This is a genomic window from Metapseudomonas cellulosilytica (genome assembly GCF_049334135.1).
Classification (GTDB): Bacteria; Pseudomonadota; Gammaproteobacteria; order Pseudomonadales; family Pseudomonadaceae; genus Metapseudomonas.
In genome coordinates this window covers 1-22975 of sequence record NZ_JBHZGN010000004.1, presented here as the reverse complement: position 1 = coordinate 22975, position 22975 = coordinate 1, and the positions used below count along the sequence as shown (strand labels likewise).

Sequence of the window (22975 nt, the reverse complement as noted above, 5' to 3'; positions counted from 1 at the left end):
CCTCACTCAGCCCGCCTCCCCATCTCACACCCTGCCGCAAGCCGCTTGCCGGCCAGGGAGGTGAGCCATGTCTGACCTTATCCCCGCCTTCGCTCACCTGATCGAAGCCTTCTGCACCTGGGCACCCGGTGAAGCTGTGCCCCGCCCTGCCCTCGAGCGCTTCATGGATGCCCTCGAGATCCTCAACGACAACGCCCAGGCCAAGGCCGAGCTTCGTGCCGCCGTGGCCGATGCCAGCGAACAGGGCGCGCTGCACATCGACGGTGCGCCCCTGGTGTTCCTGCGCTGCCTGCTGATGGAGGAAGTGCGCCATGACTAAGCTCGTTCCGCTCACCAGTAACGCCACCAATGCGCCGGTGCTCCTTATCGACGCCAGCCGTCCCTACCTCGAACTCCAGGAAAGCGCCGAGCAACGCCTGAGCACCGCCCGGAACCTGCTCTGGAGCCTGTCGACCATGGTCATCACCCATGCCGACGGCAGGGACGTGAACCACCTGGCCGATGCCGCCTACCTGCTGGTGGAGGATGCCAGTGACCTGCTCCAGGCCGCCCGCCAAGCCGCGCTGCGCGAAGGAGGTGAGCCATGACCAGGTCAGCCACCCACGCCATCCTGCCGGCCGCCGACGGCCAGTCGGAGATCCTCACGGCTCATAGCGCCGCGTTCCAGGAGGCGCTCAGCGGCGCCGCCCGCATCATCGAGCGTTGGCTTGAAGAGCCGGGGCAACAGTCATTGCTGGCGCTCCAGGAAGAGTGGCTGCAGCGCACGCCGGCCAGCGCCCAGCCCGCATTCCGCGACGGCCTGCTGCTGCGCCTGGAGCAGCGAGTGCGCGCCTGTCGCGCCGCTGCCTTTGAAGCGCAGGACACGTTTGCACATGCCTTGTCAGAGGAAGTCGCACAGCTCGAGGAAGACGATGGCCATCTCACCCAGTCTGCCTCCTGCACCAGCGATAACAGCCAGCTCAACAGACCAGCACGCCAACGACGCAACGCACTGCAACTCGCCGGCTTGGCGTTGCGCCTGATGTTGTTCACCGGCACCAGCGCCGCGCCCTGGTTCAGGGCGCACTGGACCGAGTTCGACCTCGAGGCGCAGGTATGGCGCAAACCAGCTGAACCGTCGCCGCACTGCACGCCGCTGCCAGATCAGGCAGTCGGTCTGCTGCTCGAGCTGCAGGCCTTCACCCGGCGCCAGGACGGCCCGCTATTCGACGGCGCGAACCTGGCACCGGAGCAGCTGCAGGCCTTCCTGGAACAGCTTGGCTACAGCGGGCTGCTTGGCCGCGCACCGTCGCAGATTGTCCGTGCCGAGCTGGGTGCCTCGGGGCGCTTCGGGCCTGCACTGATCGCCCAGCACTTCGACGGCGCCCATGACCAGGTGCGCTTCGAGTTGAGCGAGCAGGCCGCCATGTTGCAGGCATGGGCGAACCATCTCAGCGCGGCGTGCGCCGTCGCTGTGCCGAGCTACCGGCAACTGAGCGCAGCCCTGCAGCAGACGGAGGGCTGGCGCTATGAGTAAGCCCAGCATTCCTGAGTTGATTCGCCGCGTGGCCGACCACGCCCTGCGCGCCGCCGACACCTTGCTGCCCGAGTGGCTGCCGGAAGGCGCACGCCAGGGTCGCGAGTGGGTGGCGCGCAACATCGTCCGAGGGGACCGGTGCGCCGGTTCCTTCGGCGTGTCCCTGGACAGCGGCCGCTGGAACGATTTCGCCGACACCAGCGCCCACGGCGGTGACCTGGTGTCGCTGCTGGCCTACCTGCAGGGCTGCGGCCAGTTGGAGGCAGCACAAGCCATCGACCAGCGCCTCGCCCTGGGCCTGTTCGAGCGCACCAACGGTGCGGCCACACCTCCCCGGGAAAGCGAGGCCGACCGACTGGCCCGCGAGGCCCATCTACGCGAACAGCGCGAGCGCCTGGAGCAGCGTCACCGCGCCGTGGCAACCGAGGCGGCGCGGCTGTGGGAGATGGCGCGGCCGGCCGATCCGCAACACCCCTACCTGCTGGCCAAGGATGTCGTGCCCGGCAACCTGCGCCAGCTGCGCGGCGGCCGCCTCCTGGTGCCCCTCTGCCTGGATGGCCATCTAGTGAACCTGCAGTTCATCGATGGCCAGGGCGCCAAGCGCTTCCTCACTGGTGGCCGCGTGAAGGGCACCTACTCGCCCCTTGGCCGTGTCGAAGGCCGCTGTCGGTTGTTCATCTGTGAGGGCTGGGCCACCGGCGCCACCCTGCATGCCCACACCGGTTGCCCGGTGGTGTGCGCGATGAACGCCGGCAACCTCAAGGCGGTGGCCATGACCATGCGCGTGCGCCATGGCCCGGAGGTGGACCTGGTGATCGCCGGCGACGACGACCGCCAGAGCAAGGGCAACCCGGGCCGCATTGCGGCCAACCGCGCGGCGCTGGCCGCCGATGCGCTGGTTGTCTACCCGGAGTGGCCGGCCAACGCCCCGCTGGAGTTGTCCGACTTCAACGACCTGCATCTCTGGCGCAGTGGGAAGTACCAGGAGGGCCAGCCATGAAGGACCAGGATCACAAGCCTCATCTGAGTCTGGTGGGCGAGCCCTCCGCACCAACACCCGAGAAGATTGAGCGCCCCTGTTTTGCCGTGTACGACCAGGATACGCACCGCGAAGGTAAGCACTACCGCGCCGGCACCTGGTACCACGGCGCGCGGCAGAACGGCCCGGACGACAAGACGATTCCGGTGGATCACTGGATCTGCGCCCCGCTGCACATCGAGGCCGAGACGGTGAACAGCGAGGACGGCAGCATTGGCCGCCTGCTGAGCTTTCACTACCGCGGCCGGCGCATCGAGTGGGTGATGCCCATGGAGGCGCTGGCCGGCAAGGCCGACGAGGTGCTCAAGGCGCTGATGCGCCAGGGCCTGACCATCGAATACCAGCAACGGCGCTACGTGGCGCCGTACCTGGCCAGTCAGCACTCGCCGGCACTGGTGATCGCCACCACCACCCGCCCGGGCTGGCATGAGTCCGGCGCCTTCGTGCTGCCGTCGCGGGTAATTGGCGGCGACACCGTGCGCTTCCAGGACTCCGGCCGCGGGGTGAACCTGTTCACCAGCCGCGGCACCCTCGAGGGCTGGCGCGCCGAGGTGGGCCGCTACTGCCTCGGCAACCCGGTGCTGATCCTCTCCGTCTGCTGTGCCCTAGCCGGGCCATTGCTCGCCAGGGTGGGCGTGAACGGCGGCGGCGTGCACCTGGTCGGCGACTCCTCCAGCGGCAAGTCGCTGGCGCAGTTGGTGGCGGCGTCGGTGTGGGGCAATCCGGGCACCTTCGCGGCATCTTGGGACGTATCCAAGGGTGGCGTGGAGATCGAGGCCGCTTCGCGCAACGACACCGTGCTGATCCTGGACGAGATCAAGCGCGCCGACCCCAAGCGCGTCCAGGAGATGGCCTACGCCATCGCCAACGGCATGGGCAAAGGCACCATGACCCGCGAGCGCGAGGGCCGCGCCAAGCTCACCTGGCGCGTGCTCGCCCTCTCCAGCGGCGAGCGCTCGCTCTCCGAACACGCCGCCATCAGCGGCAACAGCGCTCACGCCGGCGCCGAGCTGCGCCTGGTGGATGTGAACGCCGGCACCCGCCCCTTTCGCGCCTTCGATGAGGTGCACGGCATGACCGGCCAGGAGTTCCACCGCGTGCTCAGCGACACGGTGGTCCAGCACTATGGCCACCTCGGCCCGGCCTTCGTCGAGCAGTTGGTGGAGCAGCCGGAGCGAGGAGGCTTGTTGGCGGCCTTCGAACAGGTGCGAGAGCGCTTCCACACCGAGAGTTCGCAGGCCGGTCGCGTGGCCGACCGCTTCGCCATCATGGCCCTGGCCGGGGAGATAGCCATCTCCCAAGAACTCCTGGACTGGCCCGTCGGCACGGCTGAGCAAGCGTGCCGCCAGCTGTTCAACGAATGGCTCGCCAGGATGGGCGACGGCAACGCAGAGGATCGCCAGATCCTCCGTGGCATCGCCGACTTCATCGCCCTGCACGGCGACAGTCGCTTCTCCAACGTTCACGCCCAAGTCGCCGACACCACCGTGCGCGAGCGCGCCGGCTACTTCGAGCTGGAGTTCGACCGGCGCTTCTACCTGCTCAACTCGCCGGCACTCGCGCAGGCGGCGCCAGGATTCGGCGCGGATCGCATCGTGCGCGCCCTGGTGACGGCGAACGCGCTGGCCAAAACGGACGGAGAAACCAAGGGCGGCCGCCGCACGAAAAAGTACCGCCTGCCAGGAGGTGGCAGTGCCCGCTTTTACGTCGTCGATCCCGAGCGGTTGGAGTTGGAAGGAGAAAGTCAATGAAAAGGTGCAGGGTGCACTACCCGATTGCCCGCATTTCCACTGGGAACGCGGGAACGCGGGAACAAGCCAGCAACGGCGGGGCTTTCAGCTGTTCCCACCTATTAGAGAGGAGTGGGAACGCGGGAACACAACTCTGTTCAATTAATAGCCAATCCATCCTCTCTGTTCCCACCAAAAAAACACTGGGAACAGAACGCACCTCTGAAACCCGCATGGTTACTGGGTTGTTCCCGTCGGGCCACGTTCCCAGTGATTTCGAAATCAGACGTGTGAACAAGGGGGGTGTGAGTGATTTTTGTTGACACAGCTGTTGACGCTCGTTCCACACCACCTCTGACAAGCCATCTGCTTGAGGGGCACTTCCGCCTCCTCGAGCACTTTCCCCTGGCCGGCAACCTCGGCCATTCAACCTGGAGATCAGAAATGACCGACCACACCTCGGCACTGCCCGAACCCATCCACGAAGCCCTGGCGCTGCACCAGAAAGCGACGGTCCATTACCGCACTCTGCGCGAGCGCCTGGTGAGCCTCGGCGACCGTCTGGAGAAGCACCGCAAGACTGCAGCCGCAGCCACGGCCCAATCCGAGCTGGCCGGCAACGCCTGGCGCGCCAAGTTTCATGCCGCCGACGGCGAACTGACCAAGGAGATCCGCGACCTCAAGCGGGAGGAGCTGGACGCCCGCGAGCTGGCGGAGGAATACGGCAACCTGGTGGCGGAGCTCGAGCCGGAATTCGGTTTGATGCAGCTGGATACGGCGGCGGCATTCCTGGACGCCGAGCAGCACCGGGAGAGCACCCACGACCTGTACGCACGCCACTGCCTGGACAGCGCCGCTGCAGCCCTGCTCGCCCTGCCCGAAGGCCAAGCCATCCTCAGCGCCCTGGCCCGCTATCAGCCCACCATGCGCCGCGAGCTGGCCCAGCACCCGGCCTACGAGCCAGACGCCCGCGCGCCGACCCAGCAGCAGATCCGCGAAGCCCTCGAGCACCGCCAGGGCCAGGTACTCAATGACCTGGTGCAGAAAGCCACGGCCGATCCGCTGGAACTCCAGAACGACCCGATCTGGCAACAGCTCGAGCCGGAAGCACTGGGCGACCATGAGCTGCCGAAGGAGCAGATTGGCAGCCACCTCAACCGGTCACACCGACGCCAGGAACTGGAGGCCCAACTGAGCCAACGGAAACAGCCTGCAGACGTCGCGTAAGGCTGCCCTACTCCTTCCGCTTCAAGCCGCCCTCGGGCGGCTTTCTTGTGCGCCCTCGAGCGGCCTAACGCCCCTGGTGAGCATCGACCCCGGCCACCGCCGCCATCTCCTGGCGCGCGCTGTCGTCCCCCCGCCACGCCTGCGGGCTAGATAGGGTGGTTTTTCTGCAGTAATTGAACTTCGCAAAGGCCAGCTAGACACCACTGTTGGGAAGCGCCACGATGGCGATCCGGACCTTCAAATCCCTGCAATGACGCTCCGACAAAAGGAGAAAGCAGCTTGAAGCTGGGATGAGAAAATAGCGACCAAAAGGTCAAGGTCGTCTTGAGCGGTCCACAGAATTCTTGGCTAGGCTCAGCTGCTAAGAAAGCGCACTGAGCTGACGCCGCGAGCAGTTGTGCTATAGACACACTGCCTAATATGCAAATTTAAGAGAAAGAAAATGGCAAGCGGAAAAACACTACGGAAGCTAATTCAAGCGGGAGCGCTTGGCGACATGGATGCTTTCCGCCGCGCCTCAGAGAGCGTTATTAATGAAGAAAGACAAAAGCAGCATCATTTGCTTGCCAATGATCTTGAGCAGATTCTTTATGGCGAAAGTGCTGCATTCCTTAGAAAGCCTCGCTCTGTTTCTTTCGATCCGCCGACTGACAAAGAACGCGGACTGCCGCTTTTAAGCATTACCCAGCCTCAAAGATCAATAGAAGAATTAATTCTTGCCAACACCAGCCTCACAGCGCTAGAAGAACTTCTTGAAGAACACCGCAGAGAAGATGTACTCAGAACCTATGGAATGAGAGCATCTGGCAAAGTGCTTTTCTATGGGCCACCGGGCTGCGGAAAAACATTGGCAGCGGAAGTACTTGCTTTCGAGCTCGACCGCCCCTTTGTAATAATCAGGCTAGACGCGCTTATCTCTTCCTATCTTGGTGAAACGGCAGCAAACCTTCGAAAAATATTCGACTTCATTTCCGAAAATGAGACCGTAGCGCTTTTTGATGAATTTGATGCAATCGGCAAAGAAAGAAGCATTAGAGAAGAACATGGCGAACTGCACCGCGTAGTAAATGCCGTGCTTCAGATGATGGATGCATACCAAGGGAAAAGCCTTCTCCTTGCCGCCACAAATCATGAACAAATCCTCGACACTGCAATATGGCGCAGGTTCGACGAGAGCATTGAGTTTCCGCTTCCTGGACGCGAAGAGTTAATTAAGATACTCAAGCTCAAACTTCGAGGTATTCGCAGACAGTTCGAAGTCGACGACCAAGATCTCCTGGAATGCTTTAAGGGTTTAAGCGGCGCCGATTGCGAACGCGTTGTCCGCAGAGCAATTAAGCAAATGATCCTAAGAAACCAGGAGTTCCTGACCATTAAGGATCTACGCAAAGCACTAGGCAGGGAAACGCATAGAAGTACTATTAAGGAAGAGAAATGCAGGAAGAGTACAAGCACCTCTCGTTTGAACGTGAAGAGCTAAGTAACGACAGACGCCCCCGAGACATGACCTTGCCCCGAGCCGACAGGGGCGATATTAAGGCTCATGCTCAGCGCCTCATGTCGGGATTATCTACTGCAGCCAAAGCCGCGCTAAATCAACCCAACGCTAGTTCAGATGGATTTATTCTCAAGCTGAATTACATCGGAAGTTTGGATTTCGCCCATCTTCATGCCCACGGAGTTCAGTTCCTTAGTCAAGAAGGCAAGCAAATGTGCGTTGTCTTCTCTGACGAAAGGGGACTAGCAACTTTCATGAACCACTTGGAACTGCTTGGACTCTCAGATTCTGCACTGACTTACCGGCAAATCCTTGAAGCACTCGAAGGCATAGACAATTGGACGGCAGAAGATCGCTCTAGCTGGGCAATCAAAAACATCGGACTTCCCAACCAGGAAAAATTTCTTTTAGATGTAGAGCTATGGCCAGTTGAAACAAGCAAGCACCCAAAGCGGCTTGCCCTTTGTAACTCATTTGAATCTTGGCTCGCATCAGAGTCCGTAAAAAATATAGACAAGGTCAGTCTTGATAGCTTACTGCTCTATCGGCTTGAAGCCACAAAAGTACAAGCCGAGCTTCTACTCAACCATCGAGACGTTAGATTAGTCGACCTAACACCCAAGACAGGAATATCTTACCAACAGCTTAATGTAGACATTGAGGATATACCAAGAAATATAGCTCCCCCTCCAGATAAAGCTGCCCGAGTCTGCATACTCGACAGTGGGATCAACACAAACCACCCGCTACTAAAAAGCTCAATTGGAACCAGCGAAAGCTTCTTGAAAAATCCGTCGCCAAATGAAGATGACTCAGGGCATGGGACGGCAGTCGCTGGGATTGCTCTATACGGCGACATTGAAGCTTGCTTATCAAGCAACTATTGGTCTCCTCAATTATGGCTCCTCAGCGGAAAGATCCTCTACAAGGATCCACACGGGGAGACCGTATTCGACATAGACACCATTGAAACAACACTCATCCACGCAGTCGAATATTTCCACAAGGAGTACAATTGCAGAATTTTCAATCTATCAATAGGCAATCTCAACTCACCATATGATGGCAGGCATATCCGAGGAATTGCCTACATACTCGACAACCTAGCGAGAAAGCTCGACGTATTATTCATTGTTTCGGCTGGGAACTTTGGAGGGTCTGAGAGCCCTCAAATCCCCGCCAACAGCTGGAAAGCTGAGTACCCTGGCTACTTAATCGACGACGCCAGCGTGATAATTGACCCAGCACCAGCACTAAATGTTTTAACAGTCGGTAGCCTTGCAAGGCACAACTCGAACTTTGACGAGCAACGCTACCCGGAAATTAACGCCTTATCGCCTGCATCTGAAAATCAGCCGTCACCATTCACGAGACATGGCCCGTCAGTCAGGGGCGCAATCAAACCGGAAATAGTTGCTCCAGGTGGAAACTTAGCATCTCCAATGCGACATGCGGACTCTCAATGGAAACAGGACAAACGGGGTTTAGGCGTCCTTACTCTACACAACGAGTTTGTTGGCCGCACACTCCTCAAGGAGATTTCAGGGACGAGTTTCGCAGCCCCATATGTCACTCATTTAGCAGGCAGGCTCCTAAACGAATACCCGGATGCTTCTGCAAATCTGCTCCGAGCAATGCTGGTAAACCACTGCAATCTACCGCATGAGTGCGTTAGCACGTTTACAGAAACCGAGAGAAAGCAGTACAGCAAGTCAAATAACAACAGAGAGCTCCCAAGAGAAATTGCAGGATATGGGGCGATTGATGAAGATGCTCTTTACAGATCTTCAGACAACACAGTCTTAATATACTCAGAGGACGTGATAGAGGACGACACCCATCACTTTTTTGAGCTACCTCTGCCCGCGAGCTTCTTGCGAAGAGGAAATGCAACGCGCGAAATCAGAGTAACTCTTGCACACACCCCCGCAGTCAGAACAACTCGACTAGACTACACCGCCACCCGGATAAATTTTCGCTTGGTAAAAGGATCTTCTTTAGAAGAAGTCCAACTACACTTCAACAAGCTAACCAAAGATGACTATGAAACCCGCAACGATGATGCAGCCCCCAACAGAACTGTTAGCAGCCAGATTCGTGACAAAGGAACAGTGCAGTCATCATACTGGAAGTTCCAACGCAGAAATCCTGACGAGAAGTGGTTCGTAGTAGTAACGAGGCAAGATAGAGACTGGGGAAAAGCACTATCAATGGAAAAAGAAGCCTACGCCCTGGTTGTTACTGCAACCGACAGAGAGAACATGGAAGCCAACCTCTATGTTGAAATACGGGAGATTGTAAGGGTGCGTCAACAGGCTCGAGGCCGAGTGCGTCAGTGACCGGGCTCATGAGCGGGGTGTATCCCCGCATGTATCCCCAATATACGGCAAATCATAAAAACCCATATAAATCAATAACCTATCGTTTTGGTTTTAAGCACGCCGGATGCGCCATATATGACAAGGCCCCAGGAGCAATCCTGGGGCCTTTGTTTTTGGCTTGTGCCATCTCTGGTGCATTGGCCATGCCTTACGCACGAAGCCCATCATTCGGAAACCTCTAACCGACACAGCCGGAGCAGCTTGCCTCAATTCAAAGCGCCTCCGGAATTTTCAGGTCGGTCTATCGCCGGCATCCGTGGCGCCCTGGCGCTATTAGCCGCGCCCCTTCTCGACATACGCGGCGAACTCTTCGGCCGGCACCATGCTGCCTCCCGTTCCCCAGACGAGGTGCGTGGCATTGGCCAACCGCTCCGACGTGACGCCGATGCGCTCCAGATAGGCCTGGTCCCGCAGGACGCGCACCATCCCCGGTGCGCCGGCCAGCGCGGAGGGTTCCAGACGAACCCGCTCCTCCTGATAGGCGATTGCCAGGAGGCGATACAGTTCTTCGTCCGTCACGGTGTAGTAACCGTCGATCAACCGCTGCATCGCGCGGCCCACGAATCCGGATGGCCGGCCAACCGCCAGGCCGTCCGCCGCCGTGACATTGTCGATGCCGAACTCCTGGACACTGACGTCATCGTGCAACCCGGTGTACACACCCAGCAGCATGCAGGGAGAGTGAGTAGGCTCGGCGAAGATGCAGTGCACGGTATCGCCAAAGGCCAGCTTGAGGCCGAAGGCCACTCCACCGGGGCCGCCACCCACACCACAAGGCAGGTAGACGAACAGCGGGTGATCCACATCGACCACTACTCCAGCCTGCTCGAACTGACGCACCAGTCGTTCTGCAGCCACTGCGTAGCCGAGGAACAGATGGGGCGAGTTCTCATCGTCCACAAAGTAGCAGGTGGGGTCGCCTGCGGCTTGTCGGCGTCCCTGCTCCACCGCGACGCTGTAGTCCGACTCGTACTCAACGACCGTCACTCCATTGGCTCGCAGCCGGTCCTTCTTCCATTGGCGCGCGTCCGATGACATGTGCACGGTCGCCTGGAAGCCGAGCTTGGCACTCATGATGCCGATGGAGAGCCCCAGGTTGCCTGTGGAGCCGACCGCGATCTTGTACTGGCCGAAGAATTGGCGAGCCGCATCGGATGCCAGGGCTTCGTAGTTATCGCCGATGCTGATCAGCCCAGCCTGCAGGGCAAGATCCTCCGCATGCTTGAGCACTTCATGGATGCCCCCGCGCGCCTTGATCGACCCGGAAATGGGCAGATCGCTATCCGACTTGAGCCAGAGCGAGCCACTGCCGGGTAGCCCCGCTTCGCTCAGCAACAAGCTGTGCAGTTTGTTCAGGGGCACGATTCCCGATTCGATGATCCCGCCCGCCGCAGCGGTTTCCGGAAAGACTTTTGCGATATAGGGCGCGAAGCGCTGCAAACGTGCGCTGGCCTGCGCGACATCCTCCGCGCCCAGCCCCACATCCCCCAGGGCTGTGGCGACCGGGGCGATGGCCGGATTGAACCAACTGGTCTCCCGCAGGGCGACCAGATCCTCGATCAGTGGGTGGCTGGCGTACCAGGCATCGAGCGTTTTGCCGTGAATCATGGAGGTTCCTATCGACGGTCTGTGCGTGAGAAAGGTGGTAGCGACTCGCGTCCGTGCGATGTTGTTTTGATGGATTAGATTTCAACGCCCTGTTGCGGGCAAACGATGGTTCGTCAGCCTATGGATGAACTGGGATCAACTATGGCTGGAAGCCTGAACGCCAGGCTGATCAGCCATCCTCTCCCCATCGCCAGCCGAGCCCTTTTCATTCCCGCCCGCCCCGCCTATAGTCCGGCCCGTCACGGTCAATCCCGTGGCCGACCTTGGCCGGTCGATGAAGTTGGCGTACAGCGCCTCCCCCATCGCAGCGCTTTCTGTGCATGCGATGCCGTGTCATGGCAGCTGTACGTGGGACACCTTCGGGTGTGCCGGATGCCAACTTTCCGGTCGGCCAACCCGCGTACAGCTGCCGCCCAACTTCGCTTGGCCGCGAAGCGTGGTAGCTCTCACCTCAAGTTGGAGCTTCATATGCACACGGATTTCCCAACCCCCTCCGCAGAACTCGTCCCCCTCACCGGTAACGCAGGCACTACGCCCGTGCTGCTGCTCGACGGCAGCTGTTCCTATATCGACCTGCAGGAGTGCGCCGATATGCGCCTGAATGCGGCCAGGGGCCTGCTGCACAGCCTGGCGTCGATGGCACCGGGGCAAGCCGATGAGCGCGACCTGGTGCACTTCGCCGATGCGGCCCAGCTGTTGCTGACCGATGCCTGCGACCTGCTCGCCGCAGCGCGCAAGGCGGCGCGCCGGGAAGCGATGGGCTGAAGCCCCGCGCAAGCGCAGACCCTTCGGACTCAACCGGCGCGGTCGGATGTGCGTTGCAACCCTATTTGGCAGTCGTGCTCGAGAAAGGCCGCACATCGAAAGACCATCGCCGCCCGGTTGTTCACGCCCAGCTTGGAGTAGACGCGGCGCAGGTGGGTGTTGACGGTGTGTTCGCTGATGCGCAGTTGCGCCGCGATCTGCTTGTTGAGTCGGCCGAGGCAGACCAGCGTGGCGATCTGCAGTTCGCGTGCGGTGAGCAGCAACAGCAGTCGGTCCGACGGGTCGACGCCTCTGGCGAGAATCTCCGGTTCCATGCCCGACCGCATCGGTTGGTGGAGCAGGTTCAGCTTTTCGGCGAGCGCGGTCGGATCGGCCGCGCGCCATTCCCGTTTGTCTTCCATATCGACATTCCCTGGCCTCAGTTGCGCCGACACCACTACCCGCAGCCTTACCCGGCGAGCGCATGAACTCCATACCACGGGAATAGCAGGCGGGTTTCGAGCGCCCACACTCCCGCCTACGGCGGCTCGCCGTGCCATCCGAACAGCGCGGGTAGTTCCAAAACAGGGAGTGCAAGCATAGTTGAGCCCCTGTCGCCGTGCCGGACGCTGAAGAAATTTCATCTTGCGGTCATCTCGTCCGCCCTCGGGTCGTGCTGGCCTCGATCAGGGTCCGGTAGTCGCGCAAGGGAGCGGGCTCGCGAATATCCAGCACCGCGGCGAGGTTGGCCCTTGGGTTGAGGTGCGGCACGAGACGGGCGGTGGGCCCGGTCAGCAGGGGCGTCACGCCGGGGCCGTGGCCGCTGACGGTGCTGTCGCCATGCACGATCACGCCGATGGTGACCCGCCCCGGCCGGTACAAGGGACCGCGCCGGTTGTCGGCGTCGACTATGGCCACCAGGTCACCGAAGCGCAGGCTGCCGAGCCGGTAGCGCTCGCGCAGGCCACGATCGGCGAGCTGGATGTCGTAGTCGCCGCGCCAGGTGCTGTTCTTGCCCAGGCCCGAGCCCATCAGCACCGAGGGCACCCGGTGGCTGACCGGCACCAGCAGCCGGCCGTCGCGCTCCTGGATGCCCCAGCGCCAGAGCAGCCGTGGCGCGCAGTTGAGCAGCTCGATATCGGGGTAGTCGAGCAGCCGCGCGCCGAGGCCGTGGCTGACGATCTGGATGCGATCGCCGATCTGCAGGCGGCTGAGCACCTTGGTCGGGAAGTCCACCAGCACGTGGTTGATGCCGCCGTGCTTGCCGGTGACGACCCCCGCCTGCCCCGCGCAAGGCCCGCTGATCACCCGTGCGTGGTTGCCGATGCAGGCATAGGTCATCAGCGCGGTGTTCGGGCCGTCGCGCGGGCCGACCACTTCGCGGCCGTTGTTGTGCAGCGCCACGCCCGGCTCGATGTGATCGCCGGCCAGGCCGATGCAGGGGTCGCCGATGCGGTGATTGAGGACGATGCCGCCGGTGGCCGGCAGCACCCTCGGTACCCCGTCATAGCCGATGCGGTAGGGGTTGGCCCGTCCGACCGGATGGGCGATCTGGCCCGCCACGCTGACCATCACCAGGGCGCGTTCGTTCAGGCGCGGTCGGCGCCCCGAATCGGCGGCGCGGTCGAGGGTCCTGGGTTCCCGGTACTCCTGCAAGCTCTCTGACATGTCCATTGACTCCCTTCTCCCGCACGGGGGAGAGACTTAAAGCGGGTACCAGAAAATCCGCGCATCGCCCCAGGGGTCGAGCGCGGCCTCGTGTGCCGTCGACAGTTCATCCTCCAGCAGTGCGTCCAGTTCCGGGTCGGCTTCGGCCAGGGCCGGCAGCGGCTCCTCCGCCGGGTGGACTTCGAGAAGGCTGGCAGCCGGCGCCAGCACATGCACCACCGCCAGCGGCAGCCCGGCCAGCACCAGCGGCGCCACACCGGCCTGCGCCAGCAACTGGCACAACCACTCGCGCTCGGTGCCAGCCAGGGCGGCGCCGGAGGTGCCACGCGACAGCGCCTCGGCACTCTCGGCCAGCTTCAGCGCGGCGACATCGTCGCAGAGCTGCGGGCCGTGCTCCGCTCGGGTCGTCAGCACGAATGCCTGCCCGAGCGCTGCGGCCAGGGCCAGCGCGTCGAGCCGCGCCAGGCGCAATTCCGAGCGACCGCCGCCGTCGCGCTGCCATTCCCGCTCGACCAGGCTGATATGCAGCGTTTCATAGCGCTGGATAAGGGCGCTGCCGGCGCCGTTCTGCCAGGCACTGGGCAGGCTCGATTCGCTGGTGCAATCGCCGATCCAGTGGAACGGCAGGCTCGCGCAATCGGTCTGCGTGCGCCGCTGCTCCCACAGCCGCAACGACTGCGTGGCATTCACCTGCTGCGCCGGGTCGGCATGCAGGTCGGCGAACAGCTGTTCAGGGCGGCTCAGGAAGAACTCGCTGCTGTCGAGGATGTGCCAGAAGGCCCGCGCCATCCACAGCTCCAGCCAGGGCGCCAGCCGTTCGACCAGTTGCGGGCCGAACGGCGTGGCCAGTGCAAGGGCGGGGTCCAGGACGCAGCTGCGGCGGCGCTGGCTCAGGGTCACGGAAAGATCGGGCTGTAGCATGGTGCTTACCCCTTGCCGCTATCGGCCGTCCGAACAACCGGTGCCGCTACAACGTGCGAGACATCGCGGGTCGTCAGGCGACGACCCGCAAGGTCTGCGGCCGCTGGCCGACGGCTTCCTTGAGGGCGGGCGTGACGCCGGCGAAGCTGCGGCCATCCGGCGTCATCCGATACGCCGCGATCCAGGCTTCGGCATGCGGCCCCAGCGGCCGTATGGTCGACTGGAAGAGGATCGGATCGATCGCCGTCTTGAAGTCGTTGTCGGCGATGAACTGCAGCAGGCGCCGTCCCGACTCGGCCATCTTGGCGCGCTGCGAGGGTTCGGCGATGCCGCCCAGGTAGCGGTTGGAGACGATCTCGATGACATCCCACTTGGTATTGGCATCGAAGGACTTCTTGATGTCCGGCGAATCGAGCAGCTCCAGTACCGTGCGCAGGTAGTGCCCGACTTCCATGGACAGCGAGAAGATGTTGCCGTAGGTGGAGCGATCCAGGGCGTAGCGCAGGTCGATGCCCAGGCGCTGGATGGTCGCCACCGAGCCGAAGGGACGCTGGTCGATCAATTGCCCGCCGCGAATCACTTCGCCGATGAGCAGGTCGCGGAAGTAATGCGAGACCGCCACCATGAAGCCGACCATCTGGCGATGGAAGTTCTTGTTGACGATGGCCCCGGCCGGCGCCTGCGCATTGCCGTAGTTGAATGCGCGCCGGTAGGCCACCATGCGGTCCCGCGCCGTGTAGCGCAGCGGCTTCCATTTCTCCAGCAGGTACAACCCGCGGGCGCCCGGTCCGCGCTGGATGCGCATCTTGCCGAGGCGGAACAGCCGCTGCAGCACGTCCACCACCTGGAACACTTTCATGCGCTCATGCTGGTAGATGAAGTAAAGCTCGGCGGCGGCATGCAGCTGACTCGGCACCACCGAATCGTCGAAATCCGGCTGCACATAGGGGTAGCTGATGTCCTCGAAATCCACCGGGCCCTCGCTGCCGAACCCGATCAGATCGAGAAAGCCGTCGCGCCCGTTGCCGTTGGCGGCGCCCTTGAGCAAGTGTTCGAAACGCTGTTCGAACTGCACCTCGAACTGCTGTCGCTGTTCGGGTGGCAAATTGGCCAGTTGGTCGCGCAGAAAGGTTTCCCACAGGCGCTGAATGACTTCCGTCGTTTGAAAACTCATGGCCGCTCTCCCGGCAGGTTCACCTGGACTTGGTTGGTGCTGCTCTTACGTTCATCGCCGCCTAGGCATCAGCGGATTCCTGTTCGGTCAGCCTGGAGTCGCCGCCGGCCAGTTCGAACAGGCGGTAGACCTGGCCCTGCAGCTTGTTGCGGTTGCGCTTGATGTACGCGTCCGCGTCCTTGCCCTGCAGGCTCCTGGCATAGCCGGCGAGCTCGCCGATGATGCGCTGCGCTTCCGCCTCGTTGATGTTCGGCACGCTGGCGAGCAGGACCTCGCGCTCCTCTTCCAGCTTCTGCGCGCCGGCCAGGAACTGCTCGGACCGCGCGCCCTCCATCAGCGTCATGCCGAGTTGCTGGACAAGGGCGACGGCGGCTTCCGGCTCCGTGGCGGTGCTCGACAGGTAGGAGCCCGGATCGGGGGAGAGATCTTCCGTCTGTATGACGATGTTCGGGCCTTCGGCCACCTCGTCGCGCTTGAGCCCGCTGCGCTCGATACCCCTGACGAACATCTCCGCCGTGGTTTCCAGGGTTGGCGGCATGCCGATGTCCAGCACGTCGTAATCGGCAGCCCCTACGACCGCGGAGTCCAGCGCCTCGATGACCTTGTTCAATTCGGCAGACCGGGTGTTCAGGCTATTGCCGACGTGCAGCCGCACCGCCGACTTTCCATGTTTCTTCACGTGCATCATCCAGTCGTTGTTGCTGAGCACGATGCCGCGCTTGATCAGGCGCACCAGCACGCCATCGCCATTGAAGATGCGCAGATGGCTGATGCAGCCAGGCGCCATGGTGGCCACCATTTCGCTCCATCTCGATTCCAGGTGGCCGGCGACGGAGAGCTCCTGGAGTCGCGCGGCCTTTGGCCCCGTTTCGGCGAGCACACTGGCATCCGTGGACCAGCTGTCGTCGCTGTAGAAGGTCGGGCGCAGCAGGCCCCTCAGGCGCTCCAGCCCGGCCTCTATCGGTGTGACCGCGGTGTTGAGGTCCGAGCGCTTGCCGCACTGCACCTCGATGAAGGACTGCCCTTTCTCGTTGCTCGAAATGAACAGCTCCGCGCGCGGCTTGAGCGAGCCGCCGCCATACACGCCGCACTCCAGCAACGCCGCATCGATGATGTAGCTGTAGGCGGAAGCCCGTTGCTCATGCAGGCCGAAGTCGGCTTCCGGACGGCCGAGCGCGTACAGGTCGATGGCGCGGTCGACGTCGTACAGCACCTTGTCGAGGACAATCTGGCGGCTCACTCCGTCCCCCTCGCAGGCGCAATTGGCCAGGCAATCCAGACGATGGGCGAGCAGCGCGCGTTGATGGATAAGCTCCAGCAGGCGGCTTTCGGCGCGCTGGTTGTCGCCATGGGCGCCATACAGGCCATAGAGCAGGATCGGCGGCCGGGCGATGCGCAGCAGGCGGAAGCCGCCGGCCGAGTCGAAGGCTTCGGCGAACAGCAGCAGCGCCTCGAGGAAGGCCGTCAGCGAGGGCGACTCCGGCGACACCAGGCTGCGGCTGACCGCGACCAGGTGGCGGAAGCGCGCCAGATCGATCTGCGCGGTCGAGCCGAGGGCCCGCAGCCCTTCGCTTTCGCCTTGCGAGGCGCGCTGCAGCAACTCGTCCATCACCCGCGCCAGTTCGTTTTCCACCAGCAGCGCGCGCAGGTCGCCATGGCCACGATCCTCCAGGGCCTTGAACAGGCGCCGGTAGGCATCCACACCACGCGGCCACTCGCTTTGCCCGTACGCTTCCTGGGTCGAGCCGATCAGGTTGCGCAGTGCGTAGATCACCGCGTCGCGACGTCCCTGCAGCTCGGAGTAAGGCGCCTGGAGCAGGAAGCGGCCACCGCCGAAGCCGATCTGGGCGAGCACTTCGCCCATCATCACCAGCAGCACGGCCGCCGCTTCATCCAGGCTCTGGGCGAACTTGCGGTAGTTCTGCGCAATGGACGGCGTCAGCACGCCGATGAGCCGGGCCAGCCGCGCATAGTCGTTCAACTGCCGGCGGATGCCGAAGACCTTGTCGCGCTGGCGGGCATCGAGGGCGAAGCGGGCGGCCTGGTAACCCTCCTTCAGCGCCGAGCGGATGGCCTGCGCCCAGCCTCGCAGCTCCGGCACGATGTCCTTGACCAGGACGTTGCTGGTCAGCTCGCGCAGGTCGAGCTCGATGTCGTCGAGCGCCTGCTGCCATTCGGCATCGGTGGAGGTAGTGGCCGGCACCGCAACGGCGGGCGCGTAGCCGTTGGCCTGGGTGGGCAACCCCTTGGCCTCGGTAGCGATCGCATGGGCGCGCGGGTCGGCCTTGTAGCGGTCGAGCAACGCCGTGGCGATCTGCCGCGGGTCGCTCGGATCGCCCACCTTCAGCTCGCGGCGGATCAGGTTGTCCAGTGCCAGGGTGCGTTGCTGGTTTTCCAGTGTCCCGGCGTTGGTGCCGCTGCCGGCAGGGGAAGCGGTGGTGCTCGAATAAGTGACCATGGTCTACCTCATCTCCTTGATGCAGCGTTAGGCGACAGACACGGGCTCACGTCGCGCCGCCACGCGTGGACGTGACTTCTCGGTTCGCGGAACGGGTTCGCCATTCAGGTACGCGGTGACCTGGCCGGCGAGGACGCGTGGGGCAATGCGGCCCGACGCCAGCGCATAGGCCGCCGCGCTGACGACATGGCGCGGCGGCAGCGTCAGTTGCAATGCCCGTCCTTGCGTCAGCAGCCGCGCGCCTTCGGTGATGCGCTCCTGGTCGGCACGGCCGAATGGCAGGATGTCCACCAGGGCGCGTTGGGCCAGGTTGCGCCGAGTCTGGAAAGCGATTTCGTCGACCACCAGCGGAATGGTGCGCTCGGCGCTGCCGAGCAGGCGGGGCGGCAGCCGGTGGAAACGCTTCGGGTCATAGAAGGTGTTCCACAGCTGGGTCAGCTGGCTGGCGTCGCGCTGGAAGCCGAGCCGGCGCAACATCTCCGCCAGGATCAGGATGCGCAGGTAGCCGGTGGGGTGGGCCCCGGGCCTGTAGGTCAGGACCCGCGGCGCCGGATGGGCGAGAAACTCCGCCATGCCCCAGGCGGCAGCCGGCCCGCCGAGCAGGATCGCCGCCAGGTCGGCGAAGATCTCCTTGTGCCAGCGGGCGTAGACCGAGGCGATGGCGGGGTCGCGCAATTGGCCGAGCAGCCGGCGGACCACCGCCTGGCGATTCTCCTGCCAGATGCCGAGGTCCGCCTGCAGGTTGTGCGCGACCTCGTGCATGAACACGGCCTGCCAGGGCTGATCGCGATCCCACGGGATACGGATCAGCGGAAACGGATTGGCCTCGCCCAACAGGCGCGAGAGCTGCACGCCACGGCGCATGGTCGCCGGCGAATAGCCGTGCTCCATGTAGCACACGGGCTTGAGCAGCGGGCCGTCGAAGATGCGTGGCGCATGCTGGCGGATCGCGTCGTAGCAATCGGCAGCGATGGCATCGTGGGCCGCCAGCGCCGGACCGAAGCTGGTACCGCGCTGGGCGAACACTTCGAAGAACATGCCGAAGGCGCGCCGTGCCCGGTCCAGCTCACGCTCCACCAGTGCGATGTCGATCAGCACGCGATTGGCCGGCGCCTGTTCCCAGGTATTGGCCAGGTGCCGGTAGCGTCGCTTGATGTTCGCCTCGATAGCGGCCAGGCGATGGTTCGCGACCTGCACATGGGCAGGCGACGGTGCATAGGGCAGGTCCTGGGCACGCAGGCCGACGAAGGCATTGTCGATGCGCGCCAGCCGTGACAGCCGTGCCGACAAACCCAAGACCTTGGTGCGCAGGAATTTCCGCATGTCCATGACCGTCGCCTCCTTGCCGTGCTGGGTTCAGCGTCCGATATGGATGGTCACCGGGCCGCGAATCCGCAGGTGACGATGGGCGCAGTGCGGACAAACGCCGCCCGCCGCGCGCGTGGCCACCCGCGTGGCGCCGCGGGTCAGCGGCCGGGCCAGCTGGCGAACTTGTGCCGGGCGCCGGAGCACCTGTTGGGTCACGCGACGCACCACCTGCGGCATGGCCCGCGCCGGCACGCGGCGGGCGCGTACGGCACGCTGCGCGGTGGTGACGATGCGCGGTACCGCACGGGCGGCCGGGGCACCCTGGCGGCGTACCAGGGTGCGCGTGGCCTGGGTCGCACTGCGTACCAGTTGCCGGCGCTGCTGTTGCGGCAGGCGCGCGACATTGGGCACCGCGCGGCGTACCGCGAGGCCGGCGACTATCGGCGCGGCAGCATCGATGGCGTCGTCGTCATAGCTGTCCACCAGTTCGTCGATCGCCTCGAACTCATCGGCGCCATCGGCGAGAAGGCGTCCGGCCATGCCGGCGATGCGCCCGACCAGTTGCGCCTGGGGCAGCGGAATCGCACTGGCGATGGGCGCTACGACGCGCGCGACCCGGCCAATGCCGCGACCGACGGTACGCGCGATATTGCCCAGGCGCCTGAAGAACTCATCACCGTCTCCCGCCTCCAGGGCATCGGCCACGGCATCTTCCAGCGAGTCGAAGCCCGCCTCCGCGTAGCTGTCGGCGAACTCGTCGAAATCGTCGGCCGCCTGCCCCCGGCCGGCGATCCCGCCGAGAAAACCATCGCCTTCGTCATATTCGTCGAACTCATCGCCTTCATCGTATTCATCGAATGCGTCGTAGGCCTGCCGCGCGGGGCCTTCCACGGCATCCATCAGATCCTCCATCACATCGGTATCAAAGTCGCTCATGGCGTTCTCCTTCGCTTGCGCTGTTGTTTCAGCACGCGAACGTGCCGTGGATCCTGTTCACCGACGATGAATGACGAGCTCGACCGGCCCGTTCAGCCTTATCCGTTGCACGGGGCCGGCAGCGCCGCCCACCGCGGGCCCGCCGGTGATCCCTATCTGCGTGAGGCGGCGAACCAGTTGCGGCCGCGCCGCCACCTGGCTGGCAGTGCGGCGGATCGCCCGGGGCAGCGCCCGTGCCGGCGTCTGGCGGCGCTGCGCGGTGCGCGCTACGCCCTGCGCCAGGCGCGGCAATGCCCGCACTGCCTGTGGGCCACGGCGCTGGGCCAGGGTCCGTGCCGCCTGGGTTGCGCTACGCACCAATTGCCGACGCAGCGGCTGGGCGATACCGGCGCCGGCCGCGCGCTGCAGCACGGGGCGCACCAGCACACGCGCAGCAAGACCGCCGAGCACTGGCAAGGCGCCGTCGAAGTCCTCTTCGGCCAGCCAGTCGGCCATGTCCTCGAAGGCATCCAGTTCATCGACACCCTGCGCCTGGTACTGCTGCAGGATCGGCACCAGTTGCTGCAGCAGGCTGCCGAGAGGATCGGCCGACTGCGCGGCGCGGCCGGTGATCCGTCCGACGCTGCCGGCGATCCCGCCCACCTGGCTGGCGATGCCGCCGGCACGGCCGGCAATGTTGCCCACCCGCCCGGCGATGCCACCGACACGATTGGCGACCTGGCCGACCCGCCCGGCCACCCGGCCGACCTGCCCTGCCGCGCGGCCGACCGTGCGGGCAATGCCACCCACCTGCCGGGCCCCGCCACGGACAGTACGCGCCACCTGGCCAGCTCCCCGGGCACCACGCCCGACCAGCCCGGCCAGCCGGCTGACCCCACCGAGCAGGCGACCGAAGAATTCATCGGCGTCGCCGGCATCCAGGGCATCGGCCATCACATCCTCGAAGGCGTCGATCAACTCGGTTTCGTCATATTCGTCGGCGCCTTCGTCGAAACCGTCGGCGGCGTCGTACTCGTCCAGGGCAAAGGCTTCATCGATGGCTTCGTCGGCAAAATCGGCTTCGTCTTCCAACGCATCGCCCATTGCCTCGTCGTAGGCTTCGCCTTCGTCGAATCCCTCCATATCCAGGCCTTCGTCCAATTCGTCGGCGGCGGCCGGGATGTCCGCGGTGAGTTCGTCCATCACGTCCTCATCAAACTGTTGGCTCATGGAAAACCTCCTGTAGCTGCGGCGGATGCCGCCTGGCTGCGAGCGCCGGACCTTGCGCGGCCGCTGTGTCAGTTCTAGTCGCGGGGGTGGAGGGCAACAATCGCCGGTTCGCGGTAGTCCGGGCGCGCTAGCACGAACCGGGTAGCTCGTTCTGGGTAGCGGAATGAGTGACGGCGGGGAGACCTGGACGGTTGGCTGAAGGGGGCGGAGGGTCCAGAGGTGCCGTTGGGCGCGCGGTGTTCACCCGCACTGTTGGCGGGTTCGCGCGAGGCGTTGTGATTGTGCAGCGACAGCCCCGGCTTGTTGCCGGGGCCTAGTCATCGTGCTCGGATCAGCCGGCCATCTCGCCGCAGAGATCCAGCGTCAGCCAGCGTTCCACCTCCGCTTGGGGCAGGCCGGCACCCAGCAGGCTGAAGAGCTTGCCCAGCGCCGCTTCGCGGGTCATGCCAGCGCATGACGCCAAGCCTGCACGGGCAAGGTGGCTGGCGGCGGCGTAGACACCGAACTTCACCGCGCCTTCCGGGCACTGGCTGATGGCCGCCAGCACCACGCCACGGGCATGGGCCTCCGTGAGGGCGGCGAGGAAGTCGGCGTTGTCCGAGGGGCCGGTGCCGCTGCCATAGCACTCCAGCAGCAGGCCCTGGACACCGCTGTCGAGCACAGCACGCAGTTGCGTGGAGGTGAGACCGGGAAATAGCGGCTGCACGGCGAGGCCTACCGGCCGGCGTGGCCTGCGGTAGTCGAGTTCTACGGGCAAGGCTTGCACGCGCTGGCCATTGCGTGGGCGCCCAGCCTCGGCGAAGGCATCGAAGGTATCGCTCCTCCGCTTGGTGACGCACACGCCATTGAGCAACTTGCCGTTGAAGTAGAGGTGTACGCCAGGGGCGACGCCTGCTGCGAGCAGCGCCAGGGCGCCGAACAGGTTGGGCCAGGCATCGCCGCCTTCCACGCCTGCGGGCTGCATGGAGCCGGTGAGCACAACCGGAACCGGCAGACCAAGGAGCAGGAAGGACAGCGCCGCGGCGCTGTAGGCCAAGGTATCGGTGCCATGCAGCACGAGTACGGCATCGCAGGCATCCCGCTCCACGCTTTCGACTATGGCGTCGCGCATGGCCAGCCAGTTGGCCTGGGTCATGTTGGCGCTATCCAGGGGCGGCGACAGCTCACGGAATATCCAATCAGGCACTTGTCGCTCGGGGTGGGCGGCCTGTTCGGCGCGTAGCCGGGGCTCGAAGCCGGAAGCAGGTGCGAGACCGGCGTCGGTCATCTGCATGCCTATGGTGCCGCCGGTATAGAGCACCAGGAGCTTGCGGGAGGGGGACATGGTTTCTCCGTTATTGTTGTAGGCAGTCCCAGCCATCCTAATCCCGCTCGCTGCACCGGCCTACCGGCGTTACGGGGTTATTTCGTAAACCGAATTTTCTCGCGCGCAAAGACAAACCCCCGACACGCCTGGGCGTATCGGGGGTTTGGGATAGAAGCTTGACGATGACCTACTCTCACATGGAGAAGCTCCACACTACCATCGGCGATGCGTCGTTTCACTGCTGAGTTCGGG

Annotated in this window: 19 protein-coding genes; 9 read left to right on the top strand and 10 right to left on the bottom strand. The window is 63.7% G+C overall.

What is annotated here, in order from left to right:
• Window positions 1–67: 67 nt before the first annotated feature.
• The 8 genes from ACFW0H_RS06120 to ACFW0H_RS06085 all read left to right on the top strand — a co-directional run bounded on the left by ACFW0H_RS06120 (window position 68) and on the right by ACFW0H_RS06085 (window position 9349).
• The gene (locus ACFW0H_RS06120) at window positions 68–319 is read left to right on the top strand and encodes a hypothetical protein (RefSeq protein ID WP_422913011.1); all 252 of its coding nucleotides are present in this window, start codon (window positions 68–70) and stop codon (window positions 317–319) included.
• Window positions 312–587, top strand: a complete 276-nt coding sequence (locus tag ACFW0H_RS06115; RefSeq protein ID WP_422913010.1) for a hypothetical protein — start codon at window positions 312–314, stop codon at window positions 585–587. Before ACFW0H_RS06120 ends, ACFW0H_RS06115 begins: the two co-directional genes overlap by 8 nt.
• Window positions 584–1516, top strand: a complete 933-nt coding sequence (locus tag ACFW0H_RS06110) for a hypothetical protein (RefSeq protein WP_422913009.1) — start codon at window positions 584–586, stop codon at window positions 1514–1516. Before ACFW0H_RS06115 ends, ACFW0H_RS06110 begins: the two co-directional genes overlap by 4 nt.
• Window positions 1509–2516 carry a toprim domain-containing protein gene (locus tag ACFW0H_RS06105; protein WP_422913008.1) on the top strand — a complete coding sequence of 336 codons (1008 nt, stop codon included), beginning with the start codon at window positions 1509–1511 and terminating at the stop codon, window positions 2514–2516. The genes ACFW0H_RS06110 and ACFW0H_RS06105 overlap by 8 nt, the downstream gene beginning before the upstream one ends.
• Window positions 2513–4306, top strand: coding sequence for a DUF927 domain-containing protein (locus ACFW0H_RS06100; RefSeq protein ID WP_422913007.1), 1794 nt, complete (start codon window positions 2513–2515; stop codon window positions 4304–4306). The genes ACFW0H_RS06105 and ACFW0H_RS06100 overlap by 4 nt, the downstream gene beginning before the upstream one ends.
• Before the next feature lie 423 nt (window positions 4307–4729).
• Window positions 4730–5512, top strand: a complete 783-nt coding sequence (locus ACFW0H_RS06095) for a hypothetical protein (RefSeq protein WP_422913006.1) — start codon at window positions 4730–4732, stop codon at window positions 5510–5512.
• Window positions 5513–5954: 442 nt separating this feature from the next.
• The gene (locus ACFW0H_RS06090; RefSeq protein ID WP_422913005.1) at window positions 5955–6992 is read left to right on the top strand and encodes an AAA family ATPase; all 1038 of its coding nucleotides are present in this window, start codon (window positions 5955–5957) and stop codon (window positions 6990–6992) included.
• Window positions 6947–9349: a S8 family peptidase gene (locus ACFW0H_RS06085; RefSeq protein ID WP_422913004.1), complete on the top strand. Its 2403-nt coding sequence runs from the start codon at window positions 6947–6949 to the stop codon at window positions 9347–9349. The genes ACFW0H_RS06090 and ACFW0H_RS06085 overlap by 46 nt, the downstream gene beginning before the upstream one ends.
• A gap of 315 nt (window positions 9350–9664) precedes the next feature.
• Here ACFW0H_RS06085 and ACFW0H_RS06080 read toward each other — a convergent pair whose 3' ends face one another.
• A complete protein-coding gene (locus ACFW0H_RS06080) occupies window positions 9665–10999 on the bottom strand; it encodes a D-serine ammonia-lyase (RefSeq protein WP_422913003.1) in 1335 nt (444 codons plus the stop codon).
• Window positions 11000–11467: 468 nt separating this feature from the next.
• Here ACFW0H_RS06080 and ACFW0H_RS06075 point away from each other — a divergent pair, with 468 nt between their 5' ends.
• Entirely contained in the window at window positions 11468–11764 is a 297-nt protein-coding gene (locus ACFW0H_RS06075; protein ID WP_422913002.1) for a hypothetical protein, read from the top strand.
• A gap of 29 nt (window positions 11765–11793) precedes the next feature.
• Here the strand turns inward: ACFW0H_RS06075 and ACFW0H_RS06070 are convergent, their stop codons facing one another.
• From ACFW0H_RS06070 to ACFW0H_RS06030, 9 genes are all read right to left on the bottom strand, one after another.
• A complete protein-coding gene (locus tag ACFW0H_RS06070; protein WP_422913001.1) occupies window positions 11794–12165 on the bottom strand; it encodes a response regulator transcription factor in 372 nt (123 codons plus the stop codon).
• Window positions 12166–12394: 229 nt separating this feature from the next.
• Window positions 12395–13411, bottom strand: coding sequence for a DUF4438 domain-containing protein (locus ACFW0H_RS06065; RefSeq protein ID WP_422913000.1), 1017 nt, complete (start codon window positions 13409–13411; stop codon window positions 12395–12397).
• Window positions 13412–13447: 36 nt separating this feature from the next.
• Window positions 13448–14332 carry a hypothetical protein gene (locus tag ACFW0H_RS06060; protein WP_422912999.1) on the bottom strand — a complete coding sequence of 295 codons (885 nt, stop codon included), beginning with the start codon at window positions 14330–14332 and terminating at the stop codon, window positions 13448–13450.
• 73 nt (window positions 14333–14405) lie between these two features.
• Window positions 14406–15506: a hypothetical protein gene (locus tag ACFW0H_RS06055; RefSeq protein ID WP_422912998.1), complete on the bottom strand. Its 1101-nt coding sequence runs from the start codon at window positions 15504–15506 to the stop codon at window positions 14406–14408.
• 61 nt (window positions 15507–15567) lie between these two features.
• The gene (locus ACFW0H_RS06050) at window positions 15568–17964 is read right to left on the bottom strand and encodes a hypothetical protein (protein ID WP_422912997.1); all 2397 of its coding nucleotides are present in this window, start codon (window positions 17962–17964) and stop codon (window positions 15568–15570) included.
• A gap of 27 nt (window positions 17965–17991) precedes the next feature.
• Window positions 17992–19293, bottom strand: coding sequence for a hypothetical protein (locus tag ACFW0H_RS06045; protein WP_422912996.1), 1302 nt, complete (start codon window positions 19291–19293; stop codon window positions 17992–17994).
• A gap of 27 nt (window positions 19294–19320) precedes the next feature.
• Window positions 19321–20208 carry a serine/threonine-protein kinase gene (locus ACFW0H_RS06040; protein ID WP_422912995.1) on the bottom strand — a complete coding sequence of 296 codons (888 nt, stop codon included), beginning with the start codon at window positions 20206–20208 and terminating at the stop codon, window positions 19321–19323.
• 57 nt (window positions 20209–20265) lie between these two features.
• Window positions 20266–21417 carry a hypothetical protein gene (locus ACFW0H_RS06035; RefSeq protein ID WP_422912994.1) on the bottom strand — a complete coding sequence of 384 codons (1152 nt, stop codon included), beginning with the start codon at window positions 21415–21417 and terminating at the stop codon, window positions 20266–20268.
• 331 nt (window positions 21418–21748) lie between these two features.
• A complete protein-coding gene (locus ACFW0H_RS06030; RefSeq protein ID WP_422912993.1) occupies window positions 21749–22741 on the bottom strand; it encodes an asparaginase in 993 nt (330 codons plus the stop codon).
• Window positions 22742–22975: the final 234 nt, after the last annotated feature.